Here is an 18,432-nt window from a genome sequence, read left to right as displayed (position 1 = left end):
GCTAGCTTCACTTGCATGTATTGCGTTGGAGTTTTTTCGATGGCGGACCAGTTGGCGTGAAGGCCTTACTGCGGATCTTCCGGCCCTCCCGGAAATTGGTGATCGTGATCGGCGGAACGGCCTTGTTTATAGGTGCTTCCGGCGGTGTTGCCGTTTATATCGGCAGGGACAACATCATCGGCCAGGTGTTGGAAGAGGCGAACGGCGTCTCCTGCACCGATGTCAATCTGGTGACCATCAAGAAGCAGGATCGCGTCTGGATTCGCAAATACATCAAGACCGAGCCGACGGACGGCATGACACGGGTCAAGACGGCGCTCCGCGTCGCGCAAGCCATTTACGCGCAAGAAAGGCCCGATCTGGTACAGGTCGTGGTCCTCGATGAAAACGGTCCAACGCTGCGTTCGGATATTCGTGGCAGGGCGATCGGCGCCGATGTGGTTTATATCCCGCATCCCGACCGGTTGGTCGAAGGGCTGAACGGCAAATCCTATACTGCCCGCTATTACGATGGCGAGGCGAGCGAGAACGGCCTGTTTTTCGGCGAGCGCATCGATTTGCCGGACGATGAAATCCAGGCGCTGAACGCCTCGTTCAAGCAACGCTCCGATTGCATTGATCCGACGGCTGTCGCTGCAACCGCAGGCGAAGGCAACGAAAGAGGCGTCGAAGAGGGAGCATCACCGGAAGGCGAAGCCGGTTCTCCGCCAGAAGGCAGCAAGGCTGCTCCTGCCTCCGGCCATTAATCATTGGGCATGCAAAGGTCGGACGACCATCGGCCGTCCGCCCTTTTGAATCAGCTCATCCTTCCGCTCAGTCCGACTTGCTGCGGCGGGCCGGGAAAAGGATGATGTCGCGGATCGAGGGGGAATTCGTGAGCAGCATGATCAGGCGATCGACGCCGATGCCGAGACCGCCGGCGGGCGGCATGCCCTGGTCGATTGCGTCCAGGAATTCCTCGTCCAGCTGTTTTTCCTTTTCGCCGCGTGCGTGAGCCTGCTCCAGCTGTTCGACCATGCGCTTGCGCTGCTCTTCCGGATCGTTGAGTTCCGAGAAGGCGTTGCCGAGTTCCCAGGCGTTGCAATAGGTCTCGAAACGTTCGACAAGGCGCGGCTCGCCCGGCACTTCCTTGGCGAAGGGGGAGATGTCCTTCGGGAAATGCGTAACGTGCGCGGGCTGGATCAGCGTGCTTTCGACCTTCTCCTCGAAGATAAAGGCGAGGCATTCGCCCCAGGTCGCGTCCTTCTCGATTTCGAATCCGGCCGCCTTCGTGGCGGCTCGGGCTTCCTCGTCGGTCTTGATCGCCAGAAAGTCGATGCCGGTCGCTTCCTTGACGGCGTCAGGCATCGGCACACGGCGGAACGGGCCCTTGAAGGAGATCTGCTTGTCGACGAAGGTGAATTCCGTGCTGCCATGGACCGACATGGCAAGCTCGGCGAACATGCGTTCGACGAGGTCCATCATGTCCTCGTAGTCGGCATAGGCCCAGTAGCACTCCATCATGGTGAATTCGGGATTGTGCCTTGTCGAGACACCTTCGTTGCGGAAGTTGCGGTTGATTTCAAAGACCTTGTCGGTGAGACCCGAAACCAGGGTGCGCTTCAGGAACAGTTCCGGCGCGATGCGCAGGTACATGTCGAGCTTCAGCGTGTTGTGATGTGTCTTGAAGGGTTCAGCGGTCGCACCGCCGTAGACCGACTGCAGCATCGGCGTCTCGACTTCCATGAAGCCGTCATTTTCCATGAAGCGACGGATGCCGGAGACAATCTTCGAACGCTGCTGGAAACGGAGCTTCGATTCCTCGTTGGTCATGATGTCGAGGTGACGTTTGCGGTAGCGCAGCTCGATGTCGGAGAGGCCATGCCACTTTTCGGGCATCGGCAGCAGCGACTTGGTCAGCATGGTGATCTGCTGCGCGTTGATCGTCAGCTCGCCGCGCTTGGTGCGGCGCACCACGCCGGTCACACCGATGATGTCGCCGATGTCGATCATCGGCAGCAGGGCGCGAGCCGCTTCCGGCGTCGTGTCCTTGTGGCTGAAGATCTGAATCTTGGCCGAAGCGTCATGGATGTCCATGAACATGCCGGAGTTGCGCGAGGAATAGACGCGGCCGGCGACGGTGACGACATCCTGGGTCTCGGTGTCCGGCTCCAGGCCCTCGTATTTCGCAGCGAGCTCGGCATTGGTGATCGTCCGGTGGAAATGCGCCGGATAGACATCGCCGACCTGTTCGCGCAGCAGCTTCAGCTTCTGGGCGCGGACTTCCGTTGCGTCTGAGGAAAGGGTCGCTGTTTCGGTCTTTTCAGTCATGATGCAAACGTCCGGTTCAGTTCTTCGGGCCGACGAGGGAGGCAACCGCCTGGGACGCCAGTTTCAGGCGTTGGCGTACGACGGCGCGGCCGAGGATCGCCATGGAATCGAACAGCGGCAGCGAGCGCGATGAGCCGGACACGGCGACGAAAAGCGGTGCGACGACCACCTTCAGCTTCTTGCCCATGCGGTCGGCAATGGCGCGCAGCTCGGCTTCGATCGACTCGACGTTCCATTCGAGGATCTTTTCGAGGTCCGGCTGCACCGTGTTGAGGATTTCCAGAATCTCTTCCGGCGGCGACTTGATCTTGACAAAGGCGGATGGATCAAGATTCAGCTCAGACTTAAACAGGAAGCCCGTGAGGTCCGGCAGTTCGCCAAGCTTGGCGATGCGCGACTGCGAGAGCGCAAGACCGGCCCTCAGGCGATCGTTTTCCATCGCCCACTGCAGGACACGGTGCTGGAACTCTTCTTCCGAAAGCTTCTCGCGGATCCAGCGGCCGTTCAGCCAATCGAGCTTCTGGATGTCGAAGATCGCGCCGGCCTTGGAGAGGTTCTCCGGGTCGAATTTTTCGGCGAGCTCGTCCATCGTCATCAGCTCTTCGCCTTCAGCAATCTGGACGAAGAAGAGGCCGAGGAAGTTCATCAGCGCCTCGGGGATATAGCCGAGCGCGGTGTAATAGGAGATCGAGGTCGGGTTCTTGCGCTTCGACAGCTTTGACTTGTCGGCATTGCGCATGAGCGACAGGTGCATGAACACCGGTGGCTCGAGGCCGAGATAACGGTAGATCAGGATGTGCTTTGGAACCGAAGCCAGCCATTCCTCGCCGCGGGCGACATGGGTGATTTTCATCAGGTAGTCGTCAACGACATTTGCCATGTGATAGGTCGGCATGCCGTCGGCCTTCAAGAGGACCTGCATGTCGACCGCATCCCACGGGATTTCGACGTCGCCATAGACCCCGTCGGTGAACTTGCAGGAGCCTTCGGCCGGGATCTTCATGCGCACGACAGAGGGTTCGCCTGCTGCCATGCGTGAGGTGACTTCTTCTGCCGAGAGGCTCAGGCAGTGTCCGTCGTATTTCGGCGGCAGGTTTGCGGCGCGTTGCGCCTCGCGCATCTTTTCCAGACGCTCCGGCGAGCAGAAACAGCGGAAACCGTGGCCGGCAGCAACGATCTTTTCGACATACTCGCCGTAGATATGCTTGCGGTCGCTCTGGCGGTACGGACCATGGGGCCCGCCGATGTCGGGGCCTTCCGACCACCTCAGGCCGCACCATTTCAGCGCATCCAGGACCTTCTTTTCGAATTCCGGGGTCGAGCGCGTAGCATCGGTATCCTCGATGCGCAGAATGAACTCGCCGCCGTGCTTCTTGGCGAAAAGATAATTGAAGAGAGCGATGTAAGCGGTCCCGACATGCGGCTCGCCAGTCGGCGAGGGAGCGATTCGGACGCGGACGCCGGAAGCTGTCATTTTATGTGCCCGTCAAATGAATGCCGGACGGCTTTCCTGCGAAAGCGACGTTCGGCGGGGAAGAATGCAGATCACTGGATCAGGAAACCGGCCGGATAAGGGCATTCTGCCCAATTCATCCGCCGATTGTCCGTTTGGCTGGCCTTAAGGCCATATTCGACCGCGCACGTCAAGGAAAATGGGCACCGGGCACTCAAAGCGCAGGCCAAACATAAAGAAGCACGGGCACGCTCACCACGATGATGATGAAGGATAGTGGAAGGCCCAGGCGAGGGTAATCGCTGAAGCGGTAGCCGCCGGGGCCGAAAACCAGCGTATTGCATTGATGGCCGATTGGCGTGAGGAAGTCGCAGCCGGCGCCAATGGCAACCGCCATCAGGAAAGCTTCCGGTTTATAATGGAGGGCCTCAGCGAAACTCGCCGCGATTGGTCCCATGACAAGGACTGTGGCGGCATTATTGAGAAACGGCGTCACTGCCATGGCGGTCACAAGCATCAACGCCAGCGCGCCGAATGGCGGCATCTCGGCAGCGAAATCGCCGAGCCATCCGGCAATCAGATCGCTGCCGCCCGTGGTGCGAAGCGTATCGGATACCGGGATCAGCGCTGCAAGCATGATCAGGATCGGCGCATCGAGCGACTTATAGACATCGACGAGCGGGATCACGCGAAAGACGACCATGGCGAGCGCTGCGCAGAAAAAGGCGATCGAAACCGGCGTGAGGCCAGCGGCAGTGACGCCCATGGCGGCGGCGAGGATCAGAAGGGGCACATAGCCTCGGCGTGGCGTGCCAAGCATGATGTCACGCTGGGCAAGCGGAAGGCAGGAAAATTCCTGCAGGAAGGCAGGCAGGTTCCTGCGGCTTCCCTGAAGTAGGAGAACGTCGCCGGCCCGAAGCGTCACCTCGCTCAGCCGCTCGGTGAGCTTGTGGCCCTGCCGACTGACTGCGAGCAGGTTGACCCGCCGCCGGTTCCACAGCGAGAGCTGGCGCGCGGAAAGGCCGATCAGCATCGATTCCGCGGTTATGACGGCCTCGATCGACACGAGATTGCCTTCCGCCCGCGCTTCCGGGATGGGCTTTCCGGAGAGCTTCAGCTTCGCATGGGTCACCACGCCATCGAGTGCATCCGGCACGCCTTCCAGCAATATCGTATCGCCAGCCTTCAGCATCACGTCGGGAAAAGGCGACATGCGGGAGTGGCCGCGCAGGATCGCTGTCGCCACGACTTCGCCGTCGCCGAGTTTAAGGAGCTCGTTCAGCTTCTTGCCGTCGAAGTTCGATCCTTCGACAACCGTCGCCTCCGAGAAATAGGTTTTGAGGTCGAGCGCCTCCTCGAGCGAGGGATTCTCGTTCTGCCGTTCCGGCACCAGCCAATGGAAGAAGATCAGGAAGACGACGCCGACAAGGGTCAGGGTCGCGCCGACAGGCGTGAAATCGAACATGGTGAAGGGCGCACCGGTGATCTCCTCGCGCAAGCGCGATACGACGATGTTGGGCGAAGTGCCTATCTGCGTCATCAGGCCGCCGAGCAGTGCAGCAAAACTCATCGGCATCAAATAAAGCGATGGTGATTTGCCGGTTTTCCTGGCGAACTGGAATGCGACCGGAATCATGATCGCCAAAGCGCCGATATTCTTGATGAAGGCAGACAGCACTGCAACGACGATAAGCAACAGGGCGAGCTGGAGATGAGGCTTGTCCAGATTGGGAAAGAAGCGCTTGATCGCCATGTCGACGATCCCCGAGCGGGCAACCCCGGTGCTGACGACGAGCGCGCTCCCGACGATGATGACGATGTCGTCTCCGAAGCCGGAAAACGCCTTGCCGAAAGGAACGAGACCGGCTGCAACCGCAAGAACGAGGGCGCAACAGGCCACAATGTCGTAGCGAAACCGGTCCCAGATGAAGATTGCCATCATCAGGCCGATCACGCCGAAGGAAAGGATCTGTTGGGTTGTCATACCGCTCCGGAGGTTTGGGCTGATTGCCGGATGATACTTGTACGCTTTCCTGGACCAATCAATGTCGCGCAGGATGCAAAGTTCCTATCCTTCACCTCGCCGGGCGCTGATGATCTTTTCCAGCATCTCGCCGGACAGGGCGGTGTCGTTTGCTACGCGCACATTGGGCGCGGTCGCCGCCGTCTCGCGCCAGACATCACGGCAGACGATCGGCGGCTGGTGTCGGCGATCCCAGGGAACTCGCAAGAGCCGGCTGAACAAAAGGAAAAGGGCGCGTTTTGTCGCGCCCCCGTTTAAATCTCGTCAATGCCCGCTGGCCTTCTTTCGCATTCGGGCATTTCTTGCAAACATGTTCAGCACTTCAACGAGCGCCGAGAAGGCCATGGCGGCATAGACATAGCCCTTCGGTACATGGAACCCCATGCCGTCGGCGATGAGTGTGGTGCCGATCATCAGCAGGAAGGCGAGCGCCAGCATGACGATCGTCGGGTTCTTCTCGATGAAATTTGCAAGCGGGGTTGCGGCGACCAGCATGACGGTGACGGCGGCGATGACGGCGATGACCATGATCGGCAGGTGCGGGGTCATGCCGACGGCGGTGATGATGCTGTCCACCGAGAAGACAAGGTCGAGCAGCAGGATCTGGCCGATCGCCGCCGCAAAGCCCGTCGTCGCCGAACTCGCAATGAAATCCTCGTTGTGATCCTCCGGATCGACACTGTGGTGAATTTCCTTGGTGGCCTTCCATACGAGGAACAGACCGCCGGCGATCAAGATCATGTCCTTCCAAGAGAAGCCATGACCGAAAGCCTCGAAGACAGGTGTGGTAAGCTGGACGATCCAGGCTACAGTACCAAGCAATGCAAGACGCATGATGAGGGCGAGGCTGATACCCACCTTGCGAGCTTTATCACGATGCTCGACCGGCAGCTTGTTGGTGAGAATGGAAATGAAGATCAGGTTGTCGATGCCGAGGACGACTTCCATGACAACCAGGGTCACCAGAGCCACCCAGGCTGCCGGATCCTGAACGAGCATGATGATATCTTGCATAAGCTATTTTCCCTCGCGCCATAGAATCTGACGCCCGCAATTTAAGGTGAAGGCGCCAAGAAACAAGCGCGCAAGGGAATATACGAAAGCGGGGAGGCTTTTATTCCTTGACCGGTATCCAGATTTCCGTGATGCCCACGCCGGTATGGGGATCGAAACGCTCGTCGTAACGTTCGAACATGTCTGGCATCTCGCCGTGCTGCAGACCCGAGGAGGGGAACCATGTCCCGAAGATATGATGCATCGTTGCCGCAATAGCGGAGACGTGACCGCGATGAGTGAAGACGACGTAGCGCTGACCGGGCACTTTCAGCGTCGTAAATCCCTCCGGCAGGTCGCCGGCATCTGTGACTTCGGCACCTGCCATGTAACGGAACGTTTCGGCTTCTCCTTCGATATGTGTGCAGATGCCATAGGCGGCATTACCCCGCTGGCCGGAAATATTGCCGAAGTAAGAGTTGAATTTCTGCCACAGTGAGGGAATCGCGGCATTGTCGCCGTAGCCATAGGTCTCTTGCAGTCCGGCAAAAAGCATTGGCGGCAGGCTTTCGAAGCGGGGTTCTTCAAGTTCGTTGAGGCGTGCGGGGTCCATCTTGATCGGCTCCACTAAAGCGAGGTTGCGGACGTGCCCCTGCTTGCGAATCGCGTCCGGAGTGATACCGAACTGGTCGCGGAAGGCACGGGTGAAAGCCTCGTGCGAGCCGTAACCCGCGCCGAGGGCAACCTCGAGGATGCTCGATGAACTGCCGATCAGGGCCAATGCGGCGGCGCTCAGTCGACGTCCGCGCAGATAGCCGCTGATCGAGTGGCCGGTGACGAGTCCGAAGACGCGCGACAGATGATAGCGCGACAGACCTGCGGCATCCGAGATATCGTCCAGCGAGATATCGCTGGCGGAATGGCTTTCAATAAACCAAATCGCCCGTCCAATGGCACTCATGCGCACTTCCTTGGTTGCGGTCTCCTGATTAGAGTAAAACCGGCAAGCAGGTTTGATCGCTATTGCTGGATTCTAGTGCAACGCAGAAAGAAATCGATAACGTTCAGGCTGGCCGGTTCTGGCTAACGCCATAGGCAGCAAGGAAGACGCGGATCGCACCGCGGATGATGCGGCTCATCTCCTCCTCGGACGGAGGACCCGCCATGTCGCCCAAGAGGCGCAGCTTGAAGAAGCCTCCGCCGCAGAGTTCCAGGAACTGGCGAGCGGCAAGCTCGACATCCTCGATCACAAAATGTCCGGCGGCGACCTGAGTCTTCAGATAGTCGGTGAGGACGGTCCGGATGTTTTCGGGGCCGGTAAAGAAGCGTTGACAGAGGTGCGGCATGCGGTCGCGCACTCCGATGACGGTGCGTATGGCATTGATGACCTTTTCTTCGGTTGTGTGCCGGACGAAGGTCATGCCGAAATCATAAAGAGCCGTGTCCGGGTCGGGATTGGCATTGAGGGCCGCACGCACACTGGCGACAAAAGCGGCGCGCTCGGTCTCCATCATCGCGGTAAAAAGCTCTTCCTTGTTGGCGAAGTAGACATAAAGCGTTCCTTTCGAAACACCAGCCTCGCGCGTCACATCGTTCATGCTCGCGGCATCGAACCCGAGTTTCATGAAGACGCGCTTCGCCCCTTCGAGAATCTGCCTGCGCTTTGCCGGATCCTCTCCTGCCGCCCATCTGCCGCTTGCGGCCGGGGCTTCGACCGTATCTTTGAAAATCTCTGTCATTGTCTCCTTAACCACGTTCGCCGATGCGAACATTCTTTTAACAAAATCGAACCGCCTGGTTCGATATAGCTTGATATGACTTTAAAAAGGCCTTATGTCAACTGAACCGAACCGTTCAGTTCGATCAATGTCACTCGATTTACCGGTCTTTGCTCATGTCGTCTAATCAGAAAACGAATGTCGCCCGCATTGTCAGCGATTCCGCAAGGGACGAGGCGGTGCCAGACGCCGTTGTCCCTGCCGAACCGGCGACCGCCGAAGCTCCGCGTGCCCCTCAGACTGCGCCCGATACGCAGACCGCTCCAGCTGAAAAGAAGAAGCGCCGCAGCCTGGTGCTACCGATCGTGGCGCTCGCTATTCTCGCCGGCGGTGCATCATACGGCTACGAGTGGTGGACGAACGGCCGTTTCATGGTGTCGACCGACGACGCCTATATCGAAGGCGACATCGCAACGATCTCGCCAAAGGTCACCGGCTATGTCGCGAAGGTGAATGTTGTCGCCAACCAGCAGGTGAAGGCCGGGGACGTGCTTGCCACGCTCGACAACGGCGACTATCAAAACGCCCTCGATCAGGCCGAGGCGCAGATCGCCACGGAGAAGCTGTCGCTGAGCCGCATCGACGCGCAGATCGAAGGAGCCAAGGCAGCGCTTGCTCAGGCCCAGGCCTCCAAGGTGGCTCTCGAGGCGGCAGTCCGTGGCGCCGAGATCACACAGAAGCGCCAGGCGGACCTCCAGGCTAAGTCGGTCGGCACGACGGCCGATCTCGACACTGCCAATATTGCTCTCGACCAGGCCAAGGCCAATCTCGTCGGCGGCGACGCCAACATCAAGTCGGCGGAAGCAAACGTCACCATCCTCGAGGCGCAGCGCAGGGAAGCCGAAGGTTCGGTCCGTACGCTCGAGCTTCAGCGGGACAAGGCAGCCCGCGATCTGTCCTTCACGATCCTAAAGGCACCGTATGATGGCGTCGTCGGCAACCGCTCTGTTCAGGAAGGCGATCTCGTTTCGCCCGGCCAGCGGCTGATGGCACTCGTTCCGGTGCGTCAGCTGTTCATTGACGCCAACTTCAAGGAAACGCAGATCCAGCACTTGGTTCCGGGCTCGAAGGTCAACGTGCATGTCGATGCTTATGACGACCATCCGATCGTCGGTACCGTCGAGTCGATTTCGCCAGCCTCCGGCTCTGTCTTCTCGCTACTGCCGCCGGAAAATGCGACGGGCAATTTCACCAAGATCATCCAGCGCGTCCCGGTCCGCATTGCGCTGCCTCAAGATGCGCTTGATAGCGGCCGCTTGCGCGCCGGCCTGAGCGTCGTCGTCGATGTCGATACCCGCACGGCGCCCGCTACAGGGCAGGCAGCAAAGTGATCAGCCAGCCGGAGTAGGCCAATGGCTACCACCGCTACAACAGGCGCCATTGCGGTCGCCGGTTCCGAGGAGCGAATGGACCCGCGCAAGCTCATCGCATTCTTTGCGATGGTGCTTGGCATGTTCATGTCGATCCTCGACATCCAGATCGTCTCCGCATCGCTCGCGGAAATCCAAGCCGGCCTTTCTGCCGGCTCGGACGAGATCGGGTGGGTGCAGACATCCTACCTGATTGCGGAAGTCATCATGATTCCGCTGTCGGGAACGCTCGCTCGCATCATCTCGACACGCTATCTTTTCGCTATTTCCGCTGCTGGTTTCACGCTGTCGAGCGTGCTCTGCGCAACGGCAACGAACATCGATCAGATGATCGTTTACCGCGCCATCCAGGGCTTCATCGGCGGCGGTATGATTCCGTCCGTCTTCGCGGCCGCTTTCACCATCTTCCCACCGTCGAAGCGCAGTATCGTCTCGCCTATCATCGGCCTGATCGCCACCCTTGCGCCGACCATCGGCCCGACCGTCGGCGGTTATCTCAGCCATGCCTTCTCGTGGCACTGGCTGTTCCTCGTCAACGTCATTCCCGGTATCCTGGTCGCGACCATCACCTGGAATTTCATAGATTTCGACAAGCCGGAACTGTCGCTGTTCAGGAAGTTCGACTGGTGGGGCCTTATCTCCATGGGCGTTTTTCTCGGTGCGCTGGAATATGTGCTGGAGGAAGGCAATTCGAACGACTGGTTCAACGACACTTATATCGTCGCCGGAGCCGTGGCTTCCGCGGCAGGTGCGATCATCTTCTTCTATCGCGCTTTCACTGTGGACTTCCCCGTCGTCGACCTCAGGGCCTTTACCAACAGGAATTTCTCCTTCGGTTCGGTGTTCTCATTCGTCATGGGGATTGGGCTATACGGCCTCACCTATATCTATCCGGTCTATCTGGGGCGCATCCGCGGTTACGATTCGCTGATGATCGGCGAGACCATGTTTGTCTCCGGCCTTGCGATGTTCTTCACTGCGCCGATTGCAGGCCGGCTGTCGACGAAGATGGACCTTCGCCTGATGATGGTGATCGGCTTTACCAGCTTCGCGGCCGGCACCTTCGTCATGACCCATCTGACGGACGACTGGGATTTCTACGAGCTCTTCATCCCGCAGATCCTGCGCGGGTTCGGGCTCATGATGTGCATGGTGCCGATCAACAACATCGCGCTCGGCACGATGCCGCCTTCACGTATCCGTGGCGCCTCCGGTCTGTTCAACCTTACTCGTAACCTCGGCGGGGCAGTCGGCCTTGCGGTGATCAACACCGTTCTCTCCAACCGTCAGGACGTGCACTACGAGCGGCTGCGGGAAAACATGGATTGGGGTAATCCGGCCGCGATCGACCAGATGAACAACCTGACTGCCAACTTCAACTCCTATGGCCTGGACGGTGCTTCGGCCGCGATCAAGCAGATGGTCGGGCTTGCCACCCAACAGGCGATCATTCTCTCCTTCAGCGACGTATTCCTGATCCTGACCGTACTTTTCATGGCCATGATCCTCGGGGTCGCGATGATCAAGAAACCGGCACCCCAGGGCGGCGGCGGTGGCAGCGGTGGCCACTGAGCGTTCGAATAAACGAAATCAAGGCCGGCTTGGGAGACCATGCCGGCCTTTTTCTTGGTGGTCGACAGCCGTTTGAAATTTTTGATTTACGTACATCAAATTTGGCGATAATGGTTTCATCAGGAGGAGCGATGAGGCCCACAGTTCATGATATCGCCGCTGCAGCGGGGGTCAGTTTGGCGACCGTTGACCGCGTGCTGAACCAGCGCCCCGGTGTGCGCCGCATCACGCGCGAAAAAGTGGAAACGGCAATCCGCGAGATCGGCTATGTGCGCGATGTTGCCGCCGCCAACCTCGCCAAGAGTCGCACCTATCCGCTGGTTTTCATCCTGCCTGCCTCAGACAATTCCTTCATGCACGGGCTGCACGCCGAGATCCGCGAAGCGATGATCCGTTCGCCGTTAGAGAGGACGAGTATTCGCACAGTGGAAGTTGCCGCCTTCGATCCAGCCGCTCTGGTTGCGGCAGTCGAAAAGCTTGCCGATGAACGTCCCGCCGGGATTGCGCTTGTCGCCACCGATGCGCCTGAGGTAGTCGCTGCGGTCGACAAGCTGGTGGGCGACGGCATTCCTGTCGTTACGCTGGTTTCAGACCTCACCGGTTCGCGCCGGCATCATTATGCGGGTGTCGACAACATCGCTGCTGGAAGAACCGCAGCGCGTCTTCTCGGACGCTTTCTTGGTGATGCCAAGGGCGAGGTGGCGGTGCTTGCCGGCTCCATGCTCGTGCGCGACCATCGCGAGCGGCTGGAAGGCTTTGCCGCGTTGATGGCGGAGGAATTTCCGAAGCTTTCCATCCTGCCCGTCCTCGAAGGCCGCGACGATCCGGAACTGGCGCATATGCTGGTCGCCGACGTCTTGTCCAAGCACGAGCGGGTGATTGGCGTCTACAGCCTAGGCGCCGGCAACCGTGGACTTGTCAGGGCGCTGAAGGAGAGAACCTCGAGCCGCCCGCTGACAGTCGTCGCCCATGAATTGACCGTCCATACGCGCGCAGCCCTCATCGACGGCACGATCGATGCGATCCTCAACCAGAACGCCGGCCATGAGGTCCGCAGTGCGATCCGGGTTCTCAAAGCAAAGGCCGACGGGCTTGCCGTCATCGACGCGCAGGAGCGGATCCGGCTCGACATATTCCTGAAAGACAATCTGCCGTAACGGCAAGGAGAATGACATGTATCTGGGTCTCGATCTCGGAACCTCGGGCGTCAAGGCGATGCTCATCGACGGCGATCAGAAGATCATCGGCTCGGCGAATGGTTCGCTCGATGTTTCGCGGCCACATTCCGGCTGGTCGCAACAAGAACCGTTAGATTGGATCCGCGCAACGGAGGAGGCTGTTGCGGGCCTGAAAGCGAAACACCCGAAAGAGCTCGCGGCCGTCAAAGGCGTCGGCCTTTCCGGCCAGATGCATGGCGCGACGCTGCTCGATGCCGACGATAGGGTGCTGCGTCCCTGCATTCTCTGGAACGATACGCGTTCTTATGTCGAGGCAGCGGCGCTGGATGCCGATCCAATATTCCGCAAGCTGACGGGTAACATCGTCTTTCCCGGGTTTACCGCACCGAAACTTGCCTGGGTCGCCAAGCATGAACCGGGAATTTTCGCCAAGGTTGCCAAGGTGCTGCTGCCGAAGGACTACCTGCGGCTCTGGCTGACGGGCGAGCACATTTCCGAAATGTCGGACTCTGCCGGTACGTCCTGGCTTGATACCGGCAAACGCAAATGGTCGACGGAGCTTCTTGCCGCGACCGGTCTCGAGGAAAAGCAGATGCCGGCGCTGGTGGAAGGCACGGCGCAGGCAGGAAAGCTGCGCGGCGAAATCGCCGCCACGTGGGGTATTGCAGGCGATGTTGTCGTCGCCGGCGGGGCAGGGGACAATGCAGCGTCTGCATGCGGCATGGGCACGGTCAGCGATGGCGCGGCCTTCGTCTCGCTCGGCACGTCCGGCGTTCTCTTCACGGCGAATGCCGCCTACCTGCCGAAGCCAGAGAGTGCGGTCCATGCATTCTGCCACGCACTACCCAACACCTGGCATCAGATGGGCGTCATCCTTTCGGCCACCGATGCGTTGAACTGGCATTCGAACGTCACCGGTAAATCCGCGGCCGATCTCACGAACGAGCTCGGCGAGACGCTGAAGGCACCTTCTGGTGTCACGTTTCTTCCTTATCTTTCGGGCGAACGCACGCCGCACAATGATGCCGTCATCCGTGCCGCCTTCATCGGCCTCGAGCATGAGAGCAGTCGGGTCGTACTGACACAGGCGGTGATCGAAGGTGTGTCCTTCGCAATCCGCGATAATCTCGAAGCGCTGCGTTCGGCAGGCACCGATATATCTCGCGTCACCGCCATCGGCGGCGGCTCGCGCTCGTACTATTGGCTGGCGTCAATCGCAACGGCGCTCGGCGTCCCGGTCGATCTGCCCGCCGACGGCGATTTCGGCGCGGCCTTCGGCGCGGCGCGGCTTGGGCTGATCGCGGCGACAGGCGTCGAGCCGGTTTCAGTCTGCACGCCGCCGAAGACGGCAAAAACGATCGAGCCGGTCGCGGCTTTGAGTGGTGCCTATGAGGACGCCTACAGGCGTTATCGGGCGCTTTATCCCGCGATCAAATCGCTGGCGCATTGAGGTTGAGGCTGCCCTCATCCGCCTACCGGCACCTTCTCCCCTCTGGGGAGAAAGTACTTTCGGCGGCCCTTGCCCCCGCTCTCCCTGGCGGGGAGAGGGTAGGGTGAGGGGGCGCCTGGCTGCTAACCGACAAGAGTGAAACCCAAGGAGACAACATCATGAGCACCGGATTTTTCGGCGATATCCAGAAAGTGAACTATGAAGGCCCGGACAGCACCAATCCGCTCGCCTTCCGCCACTACCAACCCGACGAAATTGTCATGGGCAAGCGCATGGAAGACCACCTGCGCTTTGCGGTTGCCTACTGGCATACCTTCACTTGGCCGGGTGGCGATCCCTTCGGCGGCCAGACCTTTCTGCGTCCCTGGTTCGAAGACACGATGAAGGCAGCGAAATTGAAGGCCGACGTTGCCTTCGAATTCTTCCAGCTGCTCGGCACGCCCTATTATTGCTTCCATGACGCCGACGTTCGCCCGGAAGGCAATAACTTTGCCGAGAACACGAAGAACCTCAACGAGATTGTCGACTATTTTGCCGAAAAGCAGGCTGCGACCGGCGTCAAGCTGCTTTGGGGCACGGCGAACCTCTTCTCCAACCGCCGCTTCATGTCGGGTGCCGCGACCAATCCGGATCCGGATGTCTTTGCATTTTCGGCTGCGACGGTGAAGACCTGCATGGATGCGACGCATAAGCTCGGCGGCGAAAACTACGTGCTTTGGGGTGGCCGCGAAGGCTATGAGACGCTGCTCAACACCGACCTCAAGCGCGAGCTCGATCAGCTCGGCCGCTTCCTCAACCTCGTCGTCGAATACAAGCACAAGATCGGCTTCAAGGGCACCATCCTCATCGAACCAAAGCCGCAGGAGCCGACCAAGCACCAGTACGACTACGACGTCGCGACCGTCTACGGCTTCCTGAAAAGGAACGGCCTGGAAAATGAGGTGAAGGTCAATATCGAGCAGGGCCACGCGATCCTCGCCGGCCATTCCTTCGAGCACGAGCTGGCGCTTGCCAACGCGCTCGGCATCTTCGGCTCGATCGACATGAACCGCAACGATTACCAGTCCGGCTGGGATACCGACCAGTTCCCGAACAACGTCCCGGAAATGGCGCTGGCCTATTACCACGTCCTAGCAGGTGGCGGCTTCAAGACCGGCGGCACGAACTTCGATTCCAAGTTGCGCCGCCAGTCGCTCGATCCGGAGGACCTGCTGATCGGCCATATCGGCGGCATGGATTGCTGTGCTCGCGGTCTGAAGGCGGCGGCCAGGATGATAGAGGACAGGGCGCTCTCCAAACCGCTCGAGGATCGCTATGCCGGCTGGAACGCCCCCGAAGGCCAGAAGCTCTTGCGCGGCGAATACTCGCTGGAGCAGATCGCAGAGTGGGTTGAAACCAGAAACATCAACCCGCAGCCGAAATCCGGCAAGCAGGAACTGCTGGAAAACGTCGTCAACCGCTACGTTTAAGAAATGCCGGCCGGCGGCAGCTTTCATTCGGCTGCCGCCGTAGTCCTTCTTACTTCCTCATCCAGTTACGCGAGGGCGCAGAGACCGAGTTGCGGACCACCAAATCGGGTCTGAGCAGGATTTCCGTTTCGGCGGGCTGACCGTCCGACAGCAGTTCGAGCAGAAGCGCCATGGCATGCTTGCCGATGGCTGTGCGTGGCTGGCGGATCGTCGTCAACGAGGGTGACATGAAGACGGCTTGAGGCACGTCATCGAAGCCGGTCACGGAAAAATCCCGAGGGATATCGTAGCCGCGCGCGCCAAGGCCGATCATGACGCCGATGGCGGTCTGGTCGTTGACGCACATGAAGGCCGTCGGCAGGGTATCGCGCATAAAAAGCTGTTCGACCGCCAGGCGGCCACTTTCAATCGTGCCGTCGCCTTCGAAGACAATTCGAAGGTCGGGACTAACGCCAGCGGCATCCAATCCGGCTTCATAACCCATGCGCCGCCGGCTGTAGGCGAGGCGGGTGCGCGAATCCCCGATGAAGGCAATCTTCCGATGGCCCTCGGCAATCAGCAGGTCGACGGCCTTGCGGGCGCCCGCGATGTCGTCCACGCCGACATAGGGAATGCCGCCGTTGAAGACCGGTTCGAAGACGCCGACGCTGGGCGGCAGGCGCGCCGTCATGGTCTGGTGGCCGAAGGGCAGGATGCCGGTGAAGAGGATCAGCCCGGCCGCCTGATTGGAATTCAGGAACTTCAGATATTCGAGACTGCGCTGCGCATCATTCTGCGTATGGCCGATGAGAATGCCGTAGCCGTGCGCGCGGGCTTCATTTTCCAATCCGACCAGGATGCTGGAGAAATTCGGGTCGCCGATGTCGGGCGCGACGACGAGAATCATGTTCGAGCGGCCGAGCCGCAGGCTGCGCGCCATCGCATTCGTCGTGTAGCCGGTGATGGCGATCGCCTGGTTGACCTTGAGCCGTGTCGAGTTCGCGACCTTCTCGGGCATATGGATCGCGCGGGAGACCGTTGCAATCGAAACCTGGGCAATTCGGGCGACGTCTTCGATTGTTGCGGGAGTGGAATTCGACACTGCGCTCTGCCTTGGGTCTCGTCTTGACCGGGACACTACACAGACTTCCCCGAAGGTCAAAGGCGACGCTGAAAAATTCTCATGTATCCAATGATGTAAACCTTTACATCGCCAATGTAAAGGTTTACACAGTCCATAAAGCGGACGGGAGCCGTGGGGAGGGGAATAATGAATCCGGAGACCGTCGAAGGCGCGGTGCTGCTGTCGGCAAGGCGAATTAGCAAGTCGTTCAGCGGCGTGCAGGTGCTCTTCAGCGTCAATTTCGACCTCCGCGCCGGCGAAATCCATGCGCTGATGGGCGAAAACGGCGCCGGCAAATCCACCCTCGTCAAGATCCTTTCCGGTTTCGAAGAGCCAAGCTCCGGCGAAATCCTGCTCGACGGCAAACCAGTAACGCTGCCGCCCAATGGTGCTGCAGAGGCGCTCGGCATCGTCATCATTCACCAAGAATTCAATCTCGCCGAACATCTGACCGTTACCGAGAGCCTGTTTCTCGGTCGCGAAGTCACGCGTTTCGGCGTGCTCGACCGCAAGTACATGCGCGCCGAGGCGCGGCGCGTCCTTGATCTCCTCGGCTCGCATGTCGACGTGAATGCGCAGATCAATACGCTGTCGATCGCCGACAAGCAGATGGTGGAGATCGCCAAGGCGATCAGCCGCAACGCGCGGATCGTATTCATGGATGAACCGACCGCGGTGCTATCGCGCGAGGAGATCAACTTCCTGTTCAAGCAGGTGCGCAAGCTTCGTGACCAGGGAACGAGCTTCGTCTTCGTTTCCCACAAGCTCGACGAAGTCATGGAACTGACCGACCGGGTGACCGTGCTGCGCGACGGCCAATGGGTGAAGACCTCGCCCACCTCGATTCTGGACGGCGAATCGATCGCTCAGCTGATGGTCGGGCGGGAGCTCTCCAGCCTTTATCCCGCCAAGAACGAGCCCGATGTCGATGAAGAGGTCGTGCTCAGCGTCAATTCGGTATCGACCCACTATGTCCGTGATGCCAGTTTCGAGGTCCGGAGAGGCGAGATCCTCGGCTTTTCCGGCTTGATCGGATCCGGCCGTACCGAGCTTATGGAGGCGATCATGGGTTTGCGCTCGCGCGCATCGGGTGAAGTCACGGTCAACGGACAGTCCGTGCCTCCGCACGACGTTCATGCCGCAAATCGCGCAGGCTTGGCCTACATGACCAAGGACCGCAAGTCCAAGGGACTGCTTCTCAACTCCGGCATGATTGCCAACCTTACGCTGCAATCCTTGGACAAGCATGGCCGGTTCGGCTATCTGAGCGCTGCGAGCGAAGCCTCTGCGATGGCAAGGGCCCGTCGTCGCTTCGACATCCGCGTCAGGGACGGCAATATCGTTGCCGGCCGCATGTCCGGGGGCAACCAGCAGAAATTGCTGCTGGCGAAAGTCATGGAGATCGAGCCGCAGATCATCATCATCGACGAGCCGACCCGCGGCATCGATGTCGGCACCAAGCAGCAGATCTATCATTTCATTTCGGCACTGGCCCGCGATGGTCATTCGATCATCGTGGTGTCTTCCGAGATGCCGGAGGTGATCGGACTTTGCACGCGTATCGCCGTGATGCGTGAAGGCCGGATCGTCGGAATTTTGGAAGGCGATGAGATCTCCGAACAGGAAATCATGCGCTACGCGGCTGGATTGAAAAAAAAGATTGCTGCCTGACAGGCGAATAATCCGGTCGGGGCGTGGCAGCGAATTCCCAAGGGCAATGGGACGGGAGGTTGG

Annotated in this window: 14 protein-coding genes; 7 read left to right on the top strand and 7 right to left on the bottom strand. The window is 59.7% G+C overall.

What is annotated here, in order from left to right; genetic code table 11:
- Positions 1-56 precede the first annotated feature (56 nt).
- Complete coding sequence (locus BLP23_RS22430) at positions 57-746, top strand: hypothetical protein (RefSeq protein ID WP_092586988.1); 690 nt, start codon at positions 57-59, stop codon at positions 744-746.
- Positions 747-813: 67 nt separating this feature from the next.
- Here BLP23_RS22430 and lysS read toward each other — a convergent pair whose 3' ends face one another.
- The 6 genes from lysS to BLP23_RS22395 form a co-directional block, all read right to left on the bottom strand.
- Positions 814-2,310 (bottom strand): lysine--tRNA ligase, encoded by a 1,497-nt coding sequence (gene lysS, locus BLP23_RS22425; RefSeq protein WP_092586987.1) that lies wholly within the window; start codon positions 2,308-2,310, stop codon positions 814-816.
- Between the two features lie 16 nt (positions 2,311-2,326).
- On the bottom strand, positions 2,327-3,784 hold the full coding sequence (gene gltX / locus BLP23_RS22420; protein WP_092586986.1) for a glutamate--tRNA ligase: 1,458 nt from the start codon (positions 3,782-3,784) through the stop codon (positions 2,327-2,329).
- A 193-nt stretch (positions 3,785-3,977) separates the two neighbouring features.
- Positions 3,978-5,747 carry an SLC13 family permease gene (locus BLP23_RS22415; RefSeq protein WP_092586985.1) on the bottom strand — a complete coding sequence of 590 codons (1,770 nt, stop codon included), beginning with the start codon at positions 5,745-5,747 and terminating at the stop codon, positions 3,978-3,980.
- 303 nt (positions 5,748-6,050) lie between these two features.
- Positions 6,051-6,800 carry a TerC family protein gene (locus tag BLP23_RS22405; protein ID WP_092586983.1) on the bottom strand — a complete coding sequence of 250 codons (750 nt, stop codon included), beginning with the start codon at positions 6,798-6,800 and terminating at the stop codon, positions 6,051-6,053.
- A gap of 100 nt (positions 6,801-6,900) precedes the next feature.
- Positions 6,901-7,740, bottom strand: a complete 840-nt coding sequence (locus tag BLP23_RS22400) for an AraC family transcriptional regulator (RefSeq protein ID WP_092586982.1) — start codon at positions 7,738-7,740, stop codon at positions 6,901-6,903.
- 103 nt (positions 7,741-7,843) lie between these two features.
- The gene (locus tag BLP23_RS22395) at positions 7,844-8,518 is read right to left on the bottom strand and encodes a TetR/AcrR family transcriptional regulator (protein ID WP_092587066.1); all 675 of its coding nucleotides are present in this window, start codon (positions 8,516-8,518) and stop codon (positions 7,844-7,846) included.
- 155 nt (positions 8,519-8,673) lie between these two features.
- Between BLP23_RS22395 and BLP23_RS22390 the strand changes: the two genes are divergently transcribed.
- The 5 genes from BLP23_RS22390 (at position 8,674) to xylA (ending at position 15,596) form a co-directional block, all read left to right on the top strand.
- Positions 8,674-9,888, top strand: coding sequence for an HlyD family secretion protein (locus tag BLP23_RS22390; RefSeq protein WP_092586981.1), 1,215 nt, complete (start codon positions 8,674-8,676; stop codon positions 9,886-9,888).
- A 21-nt stretch (positions 9,889-9,909) separates the two neighbouring features.
- On the top strand, positions 9,910-11,499 hold the full coding sequence (locus BLP23_RS22385) for a DHA2 family efflux MFS transporter permease subunit (RefSeq protein ID WP_092586980.1): 1,590 nt from the start codon (positions 9,910-9,912) through the stop codon (positions 11,497-11,499).
- A 131-nt stretch (positions 11,500-11,630) separates the two neighbouring features.
- Positions 11,631-12,656, top strand: a complete 1,026-nt coding sequence (locus BLP23_RS22380) for a LacI family DNA-binding transcriptional regulator (protein ID WP_092586979.1) — start codon at positions 11,631-11,633, stop codon at positions 12,654-12,656.
- 16 nt (positions 12,657-12,672) lie between these two features.
- A complete protein-coding gene (xylB, locus tag BLP23_RS22375) occupies positions 12,673-14,127 on the top strand; it encodes a xylulokinase (RefSeq protein ID WP_092586978.1) in 1,455 nt (484 codons plus the stop codon).
- A gap of 158 nt (positions 14,128-14,285) precedes the next feature.
- Positions 14,286-15,596 carry a xylose isomerase gene (gene xylA / locus BLP23_RS22370; protein WP_092586977.1) on the top strand — a complete coding sequence of 437 codons (1,311 nt, stop codon included), beginning with the start codon at positions 14,286-14,288 and terminating at the stop codon, positions 15,594-15,596.
- 49 nt (positions 15,597-15,645) lie between these two features.
- Here xylA and BLP23_RS22365 read toward each other — a convergent pair whose 3' ends face one another.
- A complete protein-coding gene (locus BLP23_RS22365) occupies positions 15,646-16,677 on the bottom strand; it encodes a LacI family DNA-binding transcriptional regulator (RefSeq protein ID WP_092586976.1) in 1,032 nt (343 codons plus the stop codon).
- A gap of 168 nt (positions 16,678-16,845) precedes the next feature.
- Here BLP23_RS22365 and BLP23_RS22360 point away from each other — a divergent pair, with 168 nt between their 5' ends.
- Complete coding sequence (locus BLP23_RS22360) at positions 16,846-18,369, top strand: sugar ABC transporter ATP-binding protein (protein WP_092586975.1); 1,524 nt, start codon at positions 16,846-16,848, stop codon at positions 18,367-18,369.
- Positions 18,370-18,432: the final 63 nt, after the last annotated feature.

This window comes from Rhizobium mongolense subsp. loessense, assembly GCF_900099775.1.
Lineage (GTDB): Bacteria > Pseudomonadota > Alphaproteobacteria > Rhizobiales > Rhizobiaceae > Rhizobium > Rhizobium loessense.
Note: the sequence above shows the minus strand (reverse complement) of the source record. Positions and strands in the feature narration are given on the sequence as shown.